The 12,351-nt window shown below is 62.8% G+C and carries 12 protein-coding genes and 1 tRNA gene; 10 read left to right on the top strand and 3 right to left on the bottom strand.

Going from position 1 to position 12,351, the window contains the following annotated elements:
* Positions 1-7 precede the first annotated feature (7 nt).
* Positions 8-934, bottom strand: coding sequence for a PA3225 family LysR-type transcriptional regulator (locus tag AC1ZV1_RS21130; protein ID WP_484293465.1), 927 nt, complete (start codon positions 932-934; stop codon positions 8-10).
* A gap of 55 nt (positions 935-989) precedes the next feature.
* Here AC1ZV1_RS21130 and AC1ZV1_RS21125 point away from each other — a divergent pair, with 55 nt between their 5' ends.
* The 9 genes from AC1ZV1_RS21125 to AC1ZV1_RS21085 all read left to right on the top strand — a co-directional run bounded on the left by AC1ZV1_RS21125 (position 990) and on the right by AC1ZV1_RS21085 (position 8,656).
* Positions 990-1,304: a cupin domain-containing protein gene (locus tag AC1ZV1_RS21125; protein WP_484293464.1), complete on the top strand. Its 315-nt coding sequence runs from the start codon at positions 990-992 to the stop codon at positions 1,302-1,304.
* A 148-nt stretch (positions 1,305-1,452) separates the two neighbouring features.
* A complete protein-coding gene (locus AC1ZV1_RS21120) occupies positions 1,453-2,052 on the top strand; it encodes an FMN-dependent NADH-azoreductase (protein WP_484293463.1) in 600 nt (199 codons plus the stop codon).
* 197 nt (positions 2,053-2,249) lie between these two features.
* The gene (ihfB, locus tag AC1ZV1_RS21115; RefSeq protein WP_015478091.1) at positions 2,250-2,534 is read left to right on the top strand and encodes an integration host factor subunit beta; all 285 of its coding nucleotides are present in this window, start codon (positions 2,250-2,252) and stop codon (positions 2,532-2,534) included.
* Between the two features lie 33 nt (positions 2,535-2,567).
* Positions 2,568-2,873 carry a lipopolysaccharide assembly protein LapA domain-containing protein gene (locus AC1ZV1_RS21110; protein WP_484293462.1) on the top strand — a complete coding sequence of 102 codons (306 nt, stop codon included), beginning with the start codon at positions 2,568-2,570 and terminating at the stop codon, positions 2,871-2,873.
* Positions 2,866-4,017: a tetratricopeptide repeat protein gene (locus AC1ZV1_RS21105; protein ID WP_484293461.1), complete on the top strand. Its 1,152-nt coding sequence runs from the start codon at positions 2,866-2,868 to the stop codon at positions 4,015-4,017. The genes AC1ZV1_RS21110 and AC1ZV1_RS21105 overlap by 8 nt, the downstream gene beginning before the upstream one ends.
* A gap of 113 nt (positions 4,018-4,130) precedes the next feature.
* Positions 4,131-5,036: a UDP-glucose 4-epimerase family protein gene (locus AC1ZV1_RS21100; protein WP_484293460.1), complete on the top strand. Its 906-nt coding sequence runs from the start codon at positions 4,131-4,133 to the stop codon at positions 5,034-5,036.
* Complete coding sequence (locus tag AC1ZV1_RS21095; protein ID WP_484293459.1) at positions 5,033-6,058, top strand: MraY family glycosyltransferase; 1,026 nt, start codon at positions 5,033-5,035, stop codon at positions 6,056-6,058. The genes AC1ZV1_RS21100 and AC1ZV1_RS21095 overlap by 4 nt, the downstream gene beginning before the upstream one ends.
* A 71-nt stretch (positions 6,059-6,129) precedes the next feature.
* Entirely contained in the window at positions 6,130-8,118 is a 1,989-nt protein-coding gene (locus AC1ZV1_RS21090; RefSeq protein ID WP_484293458.1) for a polysaccharide biosynthesis protein, read from the top strand.
* Positions 8,119-8,314: 196 nt separating this feature from the next.
* Positions 8,315-8,656 carry a ComEA family DNA-binding protein gene (locus AC1ZV1_RS21085; RefSeq protein ID WP_484293457.1) on the top strand — a complete coding sequence of 114 codons (342 nt, stop codon included), beginning with the start codon at positions 8,315-8,317 and terminating at the stop codon, positions 8,654-8,656.
* A 114-nt stretch (positions 8,657-8,770) separates the two neighbouring features.
* Here the strand turns inward: AC1ZV1_RS21085 and AC1ZV1_RS21080 are convergent.
* A tRNA-Asn gene (locus tag AC1ZV1_RS21080) sits at positions 8,771-8,846 on the bottom strand.
* Positions 8,847-8,915: 69 nt separating this feature from the next.
* Positions 8,916-10,112, bottom strand: a complete 1,197-nt coding sequence (locus AC1ZV1_RS21075; protein WP_484293456.1) for an amino acid aminotransferase — start codon at positions 10,110-10,112, stop codon at positions 8,916-8,918.
* Between the two features lie 184 nt (positions 10,113-10,296).
* On the opposite strand from AC1ZV1_RS21075, the gene uvrB reads away from it, so the two are divergent.
* On the top strand, positions 10,297-12,312 hold the full coding sequence (gene uvrB / locus AC1ZV1_RS21070) for an excinuclease ABC subunit UvrB (RefSeq protein ID WP_484293455.1): 2,016 nt from the start codon (positions 10,297-10,299) through the stop codon (positions 12,310-12,312).
* The last annotated feature ends 39 nt before the right edge of the window (positions 12,313-12,351 follow it).

Genomic DNA, 12,351 nt, shown 5'->3' with positions numbered 1-12,351 from the left:
TGCAGGGTCAGGCCGGGCTTTCCGGGGCGGCGAAATGGGCGTCGAGCGGCACATTGGCGTAGGCGGTCAGCAGTTCCACGAGGATCTGCGTAGCCGGGCCCAGCGGTTTTTCCTTGTTCGGATAAAGATAGAAGCGGCTCTCGCGCACGCCGCCCTGTTTCATCGGCAGCGGCTTGAGCTGACCGTCGCGCAGCTCGCGCTCGATCATGTGCCGCGGCAGCCAGGCGAAGCCCAGGCCATTGCTGACGAAGGTGGCGGCGGTGGCCAGGCTGCCCACCGTCCAGCGCTGTTCCGCACCGAGCCAACCGACGTCGCGCGGCTGCAACCGGCCGGAGTCGCGGATCACCACCTGCATCTGGGTTTCCAGGTCCTGGTGGGTGACTTCGCGCTGCAGGCGATGCAGGGCATGGTCCGGGTGGGCGACGGCGACGAAGTCGACGATGGAAAGATCGGCGCCCAGGTGACCGGGAATGTTCAGGCCGCTGATGGCTAGGTCTGCGTGCCCCTGCACCAGCGCTTCCTCCACGCCCGACAACACTTCTTCGCGCAGCAGCACGCGGCAGCCGCGGCTCTGCGGCATGAAGGCCGACAGCGAGCGCACCAGGCGCACGGTGGGGTAGGCGGCGTCGACGACCAGGCGTACTTCCGGCTCCCAGCCCTGTTCCATGTGGTGAGCGAGTTCTTCCAGTTGGCCGGCGGATTTCACCAGTTGCCGCGAGCGGCGCAGCAGTACTTCGCCGGCCTCGGTGAGCACGGCCTTGCGTCCGTCGATACGCAGCAACGGCACGCCGAGTTGCTCCTGCATCCGCGCCACGGTGTAGCTGATCGACGACTGTGAACGGTGCAGGGCTTCCGCCGCCTGGGCGAAGCCGCCGTGATCGACCACGGCCTGCAGGGTTCTCCACTGATCCAGGGTAACGCGGGGCGCTTTCATCCTCGCTTCCTCTTGTCTAATCTGGCGGTCCGCAGAAGACCAACAAGAGACCGCCATGAAAAAATTCTGTTGCGCCGTTCTGGCACTGTTGCCATTGACCGCCCTGGCCTATCCCATTGAAGTGCAGAAGAGCCTCAATGGCGCCGAGGTGGACATCGAGACCCAGGACATCGGTGACCAGATGGGCGCGATCCTCCTGCGCAACGCAGGCCAGCAGCCGGTGACCTGCACCGCGGTCTTCGTCAACGGGCCCGAGACGCCCCATGTGCGCAAGGCCACCCTGGCGCCGGGCAAGGAAGCCAACCTGACCTCCAGCTTCAGCCGTGCGGTGATCAAGCTGCGTATCAAGCTGACCTGCAATCCTTCCTGAGTGTTCTTGCCCGACAAGACTAGAAGCAGTCGGGAAAGAAATCAATTTATTCGATAATTAGAAGCGATTATTTACGCTTTTTTATCGATTTGCTCATCTCTAGGATGACCTCCATCGACACATTCAACGACCGATGGAGGTCCAGTCCATGTCCCGCGTTCTGGTAATCGAAAGCAGTGCCCGTCAGGAAGGTTCCGTTTCCCGCCAACTGACTCGCGATTTCATCGCCCTGTGGCAGGCTGCTCACCCGTCCGACGATATCCAGGTCCGCGACCTGGCCGTCGAGCAGGTTCCGCACCTGGACGCTAACCTGCTGGGTGGCTGGATGAAGCCGACGCAGGAGCACAGTGAGATCGAGCGCGCCGCGCTGGAACGCTCCAACCTGTTGACCGCGGAACTGCAAGCCGCCGACGTGCTGGTCCTGGCCGCGCCGATGTACAACTTCGCCATCCCCAGCACCCTGAAGTCCTGGCTGGACCATGTGCTGCGCGCCGGCGTTACCTTCAAGTACACCGAGACCGGCCCGCAGGGGCTGCTCACTGGCAAGCGCGCTTTCGTGCTGACCAGTCGCGGCGGGGTCTACGCCGGTGGCGCGCTGGACCACCAGGAGCCCTACCTGCGCCAGGCGCTGGGGTTCGTCGGCATCCACGACGTGACCTTCATCCACGCCGAGGGCCTGAACATGGGCGGTGAATTCGCCGAGAAGGGCCTGGCCAAGGCCAAGGCGCAACTCGCCGCCATCGCCTGATCCGGTCTCTCCCTTGCGCGTCCTCCGCTCCTGGGCGCGACCGTGGCCGATCCCTTCCTCGGGGATCGGCCATTTTTTATTGCGTAAAGACTTGACCGGGTGAAAACACATCCTTCCCGTTCGGGCTGTTCAAAGCATGACCAGCATGCTAAAAGAACCTAGAGCTGATCTAGCCGCTTGAAAAAGAAGGGAAAACCATGACCAAGTCGGAGTTGATCGAGAGAATCGTCACCCATCAGGGGCAGCTTTCCGCAAAGGATGTGGAGCTGGCGATCAAGACCATGCTTGAGCAAATGTCCCAGGCTCTGGCCACTGGGGATCGCATCGAAATCCGGGGTTTCGGTAGCTTCTCGCTGCATTACCGTGCGCCGCGCACCGGCCGTAATCCGAAAACCGGCGAGTCCGTGCGCCTGGACGGCAAGTTCGTCCCGCACTTCAAGCCTGGCAAGGAGCTGCGCGACCGCGTCAACGAACCCGAGTGACCCCGGGGTATTCGCCTTCAAGAAGGAGTGTCCATGCTTCGGGCAAAACGTTTCCTGCTGATTCTGGCGCTGGTCGTCCTGGCCGCCGTCGTCGTGGTTTTCGTACTGGAAAACCTGCAATCGACCCAAGTGACCTTCCTCGGCTGGCAATCGCCGCAGTGGCCGCTGGTAGTGTTCATCTCTCTTTCCTTCATTGTCGGCGGCGCAATCGGCCTGCTGCTGAGCATTCCCTTCCGCGCGAAGGCGCATGCCCGCATGAGCGGCCTGCGTTCCGAAGTCACCCGATTCCGCAAGGAGAATGACGCGCTGCGTGAAAAGTCGCTGACGGACCATGTCTAGCGTCATTGCCACGCTGTTCTTCTTCTGCGCCCTGGCCATCGGCTGGTGGATGGGGCGTCGCTCTCTTTCCAGCTCCAACACGCCTGCCGAAGCGAATCTCCGAGCCCGCGTTCACAGCATGCACAACCTGCTTGAGCGGCACTCCGACGACGCGCTGGAGAGCCTTTCCCAAGGGTTGGTCGTCAGTCCCGAAACGCTGGAAAGCCACCTGCATGTCGGCAACCTGTTCCGTCGTCGCGGTGATATCGAGAAAGCCATTCACATTCACCAGGACCTGCTGGGGCGAGCGGGCGAGGATGGTTCGCTGGTCGCGCAGGTGCGCCTCGAACTGGCGCGCGACTATATCGCCGGCGGCCTTCTGGGCAGTGCGGAAGAATTGCTGGACGAATTGACACAACAGCGCGACGAACCCATCTCCCTCGAGGCGCTGGATGAACAGCGGCTGATCTGCGAGCGTGAAAAGAACTGGTCGCGAGCCATCGAGTTGGCTGCCCGATTGGTGCCGAGCCGCCCCGAGCTGGCTGCGGCATTGGCCAACTATTACTGCGAGTTGGCCCAGGAAAAGAGCAAGACGGGGGATCGCAGCGCCATGCAGGAGCTGCTGCGCGAGGCTCGTCGTGTCGACAAGCGCTGCGTGCGCGCGTTACTGATGCGGCTGGACTGCGAGTTGTGGCGCAAGGATCAGCCCGCCGCCGTGAGCACGATTGGTGAGCTGGCCAGCGATGCCAAAATTTTCCTGGGAGAGATCGTGCCGTTGTTGCGGCGCTACGACGGAGTTGCCCGTCCTGAATTGCTGGCCTGCCTCCGGGGGTTGGCTTCAGGTGACGAGGTGCCGCCGACGATCCTGGCGCTACTGGCCGAGACCGAGCCGTCGGGAGAGGCGTCCACCTGGCGCGACGCCCTGCTGGAGCGGGTTGAACGGCGTCCTTCCTGGCAGGGAATTGGCGAGTACCTTGAAGTGGTCGGAAAAGACCACGGAAAAGAGCCAGCGGCCGGAAAAATCGCTCCAATAATCATTGGTTTGTATAGGACAATGCCGCGTTATCGATGCGGCAAGTGCGGTTTCGCTGGTCGCGAGCTGCACTGGCAATGCCCCAGCTGTCACGCTTGGAACTCGCTGCGACCGGTTATCTCACCGCTCTGACGCGTTCGCTCAAAACATGGAAGACGCCGTTGGCGTCAGGTTCTGCAGGTACTGGATTGAAGGTTCTACTGACAGGCGCGACGGGATTTGTCGGTCGAGGCGTGCTGGTGCGCATGTACCAGGAAGAGGATGTGCAGATTCGCGTTGCCCTGCGCGGCACCGCAGCGCAGTTCCCGGATGGCGTCGAGGTGGCGTACATCGACGGGCTGAGTGTGGCTCAATCCTGGGCACAGGCCCTCAGCGGCGTCGATGCGGTAATCCACTGTGCTGCACGCGTCCACGTGATGGACGAGCAGGCGGCCGACCCGCTCGCCGAGTTCCGTGCAGTGAATGTCGAGGCGACTCGACATCTGGCGCAGGAGGCTGCGGCGGCTGGGGTAAAGCGCTTCGTCTTCGTCAGCTCGATCAAGGTCAATGGCGAGGAAACCGAACCGGGGCGCCCTTTTACCGCCGACGCCACTCCTCGGCCACAGGACCCTTACGGTCAATCCAAGCTTGAAGCCGAGCAGGCGCTGTTCGCGGTCGCCGAAGAGACCGGGCTGGAGGTCGTCGTGGTCCGCCCGCCACTGGTCTACGGCCCGGGTGTGAAAGCCAACTTTGCCCGCCTGATGGGCGCCTTGCGGCGCCGCCTGCCGCTGCCGTTCGGTGCGATCGATAATCGCCGCAGCCTGGTGGCGCGGGATAACCTGGTCGATCTGTTGCTGCTTTGCGCTCGGCATCCTGCGGCGGCTGGGCAGGTATTCCTGGTCAGCGACGGAGAGGATCTCTCCACGGCGCAGCTGTGTCGTGGCCTGAGCAAGGCGCTGGGGGTTCGTCCGCGCCTGCTGCCGGTCCCGGCGGGGGTATTGCGTCTGCTGGGACAGATGACCGGGCGGAGCCAGCAGGTTCAGCGCCTGTTGGGTTCGCTACAGGTGGATATTTCCGCTACGCGCAGCCGGCTGGATTGGGAGCCGCCGGTGCGTGTCGAGCAGGCGCTGGAGAAAGCGGCGCAGGTGCAGCGGCGGGAGCCGGCACGATGAGCATGGGTGTCCTGCTGGCGGCTGTTTTTATCGCCTCCTGGGCAATGACGGCTTGCGTGCGACGGTATGCCCTGGCGCGCAGCATCATGGATATTCCCAATGCTCGCAGCTCCCATCAGATACCCACGCCACGCGGTGGTGGAGTTGCCATTGTGCTGGGCTTTCTTGGCTGCCTGCCGCTGGCCGGCCTGCTCGGTGCGGTCGACGGCAAGAGCCTGTTGGCCCTTTTGCCGTCGGGCGCACTGGTGGCGGTCATTGGCTTCCTGGACGATCACCGTCATATTCCGGCGCGCTGGCGGTTGCTGGGGCATTTCATCGCGGCGATCTGGCTGCTCTGCTGGCTGGGTGGGTTGCCGGCGCTGGAAACGCCCTGGGGCGTGCTGGACCTGGGGATTGGGGCGAGTTTCCTGGGGGTGGTGTTTCTGGTCTGGCTGCTCAACTTGTACAACTTCATGGACGGCATTGACGGTATCGCCGGGCTGGAAGCCATGAGTGTTTGCCTGGGCGGGGCACTATGCGGCTGGCTTGCCGGGTCGCCGCAGCTGGCCTGGCTGCCGTTGATTCTGGGCATGGCGGCAGCGGGATTTCTGGCGTGGAATTTCCCCCCGGCGCGGATCTTCATGGGCGACGCGGGAAGTGGTTTCCTTGGCCTGATTCTTGGGGGGCTGGCACTGCAGGCAGCATCGGTGTCGCCGCCGCTGATCTGGAGCTGGCTGATTCTTCTTGGCGTGTTCGTGGTAGATGCCACGTTCACGCTGATCCATCGTCTGATGCGTGGCGAGCGCGTCTACGAGGCGCATCGCAGTCACGCCTATCAGCGTGCATCGCGCCGCTATGGGAGCCATCTGCGGGTGTCGCTATCGGTATTGGCGATCAATCTGTTGTGGCTCATGCCGCTGGCGTTGCTGGTTGCGCTGGGACATGTTTCGGGGCTGCTGGCGCTGATTGTGGCCTATGCTCCTTTGGTGCTTGTCGTAGCTCATCTGGGTGCAGGTCGTCCGGATGAACAGGATGTGAGCTGAACTCCGCCGGTTTTGGTGGTCAATGTAGCGGGTGGACACGTTCCTCCGTTTGGGATTGAGGACAAGCGCTGATGCTCCGAGAACGCCTGCTGAGGCTTCCGAGACGACATAAACGGTTACTGCAGGTTGCCACCGATATTTGCCTGGTGTGGTTCGCCCTGTGGATGGCGTTCATCGTGCGGCTGGGGACCGACGATCTGATGTATCCGTTCCATGTCCATGGCTGGCTGTTCATGGCGGCGCCGGCGGTGGCGATTCCGTTGTTCATTCGCTTCGGCATGTATCGGGCGGTGATGCGCTACCTGGGCAATGATGCGCTGATCGCGATCTGGAAGGCGGTGACGATCTCCGCGTTGCTGTTGTCGCTTGTGGTCTACTGGAATCGCTCGGTTACCGAGATGGTGCCGCGTTCCCTGGTGCTGAATTACTGGTGGTTGAGCCTGCTGATGATCGGCGGCCTGCGCCTGGCCATGCGTCAGTACTTCATGGGGGACTGGTACAGCACGGTGCAAGCGGTCCCCTTCCTCAAACAGCAGGACGGCCTTCCCAAGGTAGCCGTCTATGGTGCGGGCTCTGCAGGCAATCAACTGGTAGCGGCATTGCGCCTGGGACGTGCGATGCGTCCGGTGGCCTTCATCGATGACGATGACGAGATTGCCAACCGCATTATCGCTGGCCTGCGGGTCTACAAGCCCAAGCATATCCAGCAGATGATCGACGAGACCGGCGTTCAGGAAGTGCTGCTGGCCATCCCGTCAGCGACCCGCGCCCGTCGCCGTGAAATCCTCGGCTTGCTCGAGCCCTATCCGGTCCATGTGCGAAGCGTTCCCGGGTTCATCGAGTTGGCGAACGGTCGTGTGCGAGTGGATGACATCCAGGAAGTGGATATTGCCGACCTGCTCGGGCGCGACCCGGTCGAGCCGCGCAAGGAGCTGTTTGAACACTGCATCCGCGGCGAAGTGGTGATGGTCACCGGCGCTGGTGGCTCCATCGGCTCGGAGCTCTGTCGACAGATTCTTGGCTCGGGGCCGACCGTGCTGGTGCTGTTCGAGCACAGCGAATACAACCTCTACCGCGTCCATCAGGAGTTGGAGAGCCGGGTGAAGCGCGAGTCGCTGGCTGTGCAACTGGTGCCGATCCTCGGTTCCGTGCGCAGCGCCGAGCGACTGCTGGACGTCATGCGCACCTGGAAGGTCGCCACGGTCTATCACGCCGCGGCCTACAAGCATGTGCCCATCGTCGAGCACAATATCTCCGAAGGCGTGCTGAACAACGTAATGGGCACCCTGCATACCGCCCAGGTAGCGGTACAGGCGGGTGTGGAGCACTTCGTGCTGATCTCCACCGACAAGGCGGTGCGCCCGACCAATGTCATGGGCAGCACCAAGCGCCTGGCGGAGATGATCCTGCAGGCGTTGAGCCAGGAGTCGGCGCCGGTGCTGTTCGGTGACAAGTCCGGCGTGCATCAGGTCAACAAGACCCGTTTCACCATGGTCCGCTTCGGCAATGTGCTGGGCTCGTCCGGTTCCGTTATCCCGCTGTTCCGCGAGCAGATCAAGCGTGGAGGGCCAGTCACCGTGACCCATCCGGGCATCACCCGTTACTTCATGACCATTCCCGAGGCGGCCCAGTTGGTGATCCAGGCAGGCTCCATGGGGCGGGGTGGTGACGTGTTCGTACTGGACATGGGGCAGCCGGTGAAGATCCTCGAGCTGGCGGAGCGGATGATCCACTTGTCCGGCCTCAGTGTGCGTTCCGAGCGCACCCCGCACGGGGATATCTCCATCGAGTTCAGCGGTCTGCGCCCTGGTGAGAAGCTCTACGAAGAGTTGTTGATCGGCGATGATGTCAGTGCAACCGAGCACCCAATGATCATGAAGGCCAACGAGGAGCTGATGCACTGGGAGGGCTTCAAGCTGGTGCTCGCCGACCTGCTCAAGGCGGTGGATCAGGGCAACTATGCGCGGGTACGGCAGCTGCTGCGAGAAACGGTCAGCGGCTATTGTCCCGAAGGCGATATCGTTGATCTGATTCATCAGCAGCGGCGAATGGAACCCTGAGCCAGGGCTGCCCCTAGCAGACGAGCTGGTAATTGCATCTGCGAGTATCGTCGGCGATTTCTCTGAGATATGTCGGCGGCACCGGAAACTGTCGCCGACTCCTTGAACCAGCCTTTTCAAGCCCCGTCCTGGCGATATGTTCAGTGAGCGGCGCGTTCGCGCCTGCCTAGAAACTGACAATTCCAAGGACCGATCCATGAAGAAGAACCTGCTTTCCGTCGTCAGCCTGATCCTGCTTGCCTGTCTCTCCCTGGGAGGCATCGCTCAGGCTGCCCCGAAAGCCGAGCCGGCGCCAGCGACTGGAGTAACGCCTTCTGCTGCCAAGCCGTCGGCCTCCCAGTTGGAGACGGTGAACATCAACACGGCGTCCGCCGAAGAACTGCAGAAGTCCCTGAAGGGAATTGGTGAGGCGAAGGCTCAGGCCATTGTCGACTACAGGGTGAGCAATGGGCCGTTCGTCACTGTCGATCAGCTGCTGGAGGTCAAGGGGATCGGCAAGGGAACTCTGGACAAGAACCGCGACAGGATCTCGCTCTGACGCATGAGCGGGCGACCTGAGGAAGCCGGTTTTGACCGGCTTTTTCAGGGGGCGCGAGACAATTTCTGCGGCCCAATAAAAAAGCCCCCGGCATATGCCGAGGGCTTTGAATTTTGGCTCCGCGACCTGGACTCGAACCAGGGACCCAATGATTAACAGTCATTTGCTCTACCGACTGAGCTATCGCGGAACAACGGTGCGTATCTTACTGATTAAAAAGGGGAAGTCAACACAATGCCGATGACTTCCCCTGATTTTTTTACAGCACCTGTACGATGGCGCGGGTGACGGTGTCCAGGTTGCCGTTGTTCAGCGCGGCGACACAGATGCGACCGGTGCCGACGGCATAGATGCCGAACTCGCTCTTCAGGCGCTCAACCTGCTCGGCGGTCAGGCCGGAGTAGGAGAACATGCCGCGCTGCTCGGCAACGAAGCTGAAGTCGCGCTGGGCACCCAAGGCGGCCAGTTGCTCGACCATGGCGACGCGCATCGCGCGGATGCGGGTGCGCATTTCGCTCAGCTCCTCCTCCCAGACCGCACGCAGTTCCGGGCTGTTCAGCACGGCAGCGACGACACTGGCGCCATGGGTCGGCGGGTTGGAGTAGTTGGTGCGGATCACGCGCTTGACCTGGGACAGTACGCGGCTAGCTTCCTCGCGGCTGTTGGTCACGACCGACAGGGCGCCAACGCGTTCGCCGTACAGCGAGAACGACTTGGAGAAGGAGCTGGACACGAAGAAGTTCAGGCCCGACTTGGCGAACAGGCGGACGGCGGAGGCGTCTTCGTCGATCCCGTCACCGAAGCCCTGGTAGGCGATGTCGAGGAACGGTACGTGGCCCTTGGCCTTGAGCACGTCCAACACCTGCTTCCAGTCGTCCATGGTCAGGTCGACGCCCGTCGGGTTATGGCAACAAGCATGCAGAACCACGATCGACTGAGAAGGCAGGGCGTTGAGGTCTTCCAGCAGGCCGGTACGGTTCACGCCATTGGTGGAGGCGTCGTAGTAGCGGTAGTTCTGCACGGGGAAGCCGGCCGATTCAAACAGGGCGCGGTGGTTCTCCCAGCTCGGGTCGCTGATGGCGACGGTGGCGTTGGGCAGCAGGCGCTTGAGGAAGTCGGCACCGGTCTTCAGGGCGCCGGTACCGCCGACGGCCTGGGTGGTGACCACACGGCCTTCGGCCAGCAGCTCGGAATCAGCGCCGAACAGCAGCTTCTGCACGCCCGAATCGTAGGCGGCGATGCCTTCGATCGGCAGGTAGCCGCGCGGAGCGTGGGCCTCGATACGGGCTTTCTCCGCGGCCTGCACGGCGCGCAGCAACGGGAGACGGCCTTCCTCGTTGTAGTAAACGCCCACGCCCAGGTTGATCTTGCCCGGACGGGTATCAGCGTTGAAAGCTTCGTTCAGGCCCAGGATCGGGTCGCGGGGGGCCATTTCGACAGCGGAGAACAGACTCATGTTGGCAGCAGCTCTAAGGCGGGAGTGAAGTGCAATTGCAACCCACCCGCACACGGCGCTGGGGGTTGCGTCGACGGGCCGGTATTATATAGGCCTCTACAGCAGGCGGCGAGTTGTCGCGCGTGCTTTTCGACTGGTATGACGCTTTGGCGACCGAAGCGTCACACGCCAATGCGAGGTTCCCATGTCGATTTTTCAGCTGGATTCGCGATTCGAGCCCGCCGGCGATCAGCCCGAAGCCATCCGACAGATGGTTGAGGGGCTGGAAGCGGGATTGTCGCACCAGACGCTGTTGGGGGTGACCGGCTCCGGCAAGACCTTCAGCATCGCCAACGTCATTTCCCAAGTGCAGCGCCCGACCATGGTGCTAGCGCCGAACAAGACGCTGGCCGCTCAGCTCTACGGCGAGTTCAAGACCTTCTTCCCGAACAACGCGGTGGAGTACTTCGTCTCCTACTACGACTACTACCAGCCCGAGGCCTACGTACCCTCCTCGGATACCTATATCGAGAAGGACTCCTCGATCAACGACCACATCGAGCAGATGCGGCTGTCGGCGACCAAGGCGCTGCTGGAGCGCAAGGACGCCATCATCGTCTGCACCGTGTCGTCGATCTACGGCCTGGGTGACCCGGCGTCCTACCTGAAGATGGTTCTGCACCTGGATCGCGGCGACAAGATGGACCAGCGCGAGCTGCTGCGCCGTCTCACCAGCCTGCAGTACACCCGCAACGACATGGACTTCGCCCGGGCGACCTTCCGCGTGCGCGGCGATGTGATCGACATCTTCCCGGCGGAATCGGACCTGGAAGCCATCCGCGTCGAGCTGTTCGACGACGAAGTGGAGAACATCGCCGCCTTCGACCCGCTGACCGGTGAGGTGCTGACCAAGCTGCCGCGCTTCACCTTCTACCCCAAGAGCCACTACGTCACCCCACGGGAGACGCTGCTCGAGGCGGTGGAGCAGATCAAGGAAGAGCTGAAGGTCCGCCTGGACTACCTGCGCACCAACAACAAGCTGGTGGAAGCCCAGCGCCTGGAACAGCGCACCCGTTTCGACCTGGAGATGATCCTCGAGCTGGGCTACTGCAACGGCATCGAGAACTACTCACGCTACCTCTCCGGGCGCGGCCCGGGTGAGCCGCCGCCGACCCTCTACGATTACCTGCCGGACAACGCCCTGCTGGTGATCGACGAGTCCCACGTCAGCGTTCCCCAGGTTGGCGCCATGTACAAGGGCGACCGCTCGCGCAAGGAAACCCTGGTGGAGTACGGCTTCCGCCTGCCCTCGGCGTTGGACAACCGCCCGCTGCGCTTCGAGGAGTGGGAGGCGATCAGCCCGCAGACCATCTTCGTCTCCGCGACGCCTGGCCCTTATGAGGACCAGCACGCCGGGCGCGTGGTCGAGCAGGTGGTGCGCCCCACAGGGCTGGTCGACCCGGAAGTGGAAATCCGTCCGGCAACCACCCAGGTGGACGACCTGCTCTCGGAAATCGGCAAGCGCGTGGCGCTGGACCAGCGTGTGCTGGTCACCACCCTGACCAAGCGCATGGCCGAGGACCTCACCGACTACCTGGGCGACCACGACGTGCGCGTGCGCTACCTGCACTCGGACATCGACACCGTGGAACGAGTGGAAATCATCCGCGACCTGCGCCTGGGCAAGTTCGACGTCCTGGTGGGCATCAACCTGCTGCGCGAGGGCCTGGACATGCCCGAAGTGGCGCTGGTGGCGATTCTTGACGCGGACAAGGAAGGCTTCCTGCGCTCCGAGCGCTCGCTGATCCAGACTATCGGCCGCGCCGCGCGGAACCTGCACGGCAAGGCGATCCTCTACGCCGACAGCATGACCGGGTCGATGCAGCGGGCGATCAACGAGACCGAGCGCCGCCGCACCAAGCAGCTGGAGTTCAACGCCAAGCACGGCATCGTGCCCAAGGGCGTGAAGAAGGACATCAAGGACATCCTCGAGGGTGCCGTGGTGCCGGGTGCCAAGGGCAAGCGCCGCAGCCTGGCGAAAGTGGCGGAGGAGAGCGGCCGCTACGAGAACGAACTGCGCACGCCGGAAGAAGTCGGTAAGCGGATCAAGCAGTTGGAAGAGCGCATGTACCAACTGGCCCGCGACCTGGAGTTCGAGGCCGCGGCCGGCGTGCGCGACGAGATTGGCAAGTTGCGCGACCGCATGGTGTCGATGGGCTGATCGTTGGAGGAAGGTCGGGCATCGATGGCTTTTCGTAGG

The organism is Pseudomonas sp. BB438, from assembly GCF_057180225.1.
This window is presented reverse-complemented; position numbering and strand designations above follow the sequence as displayed.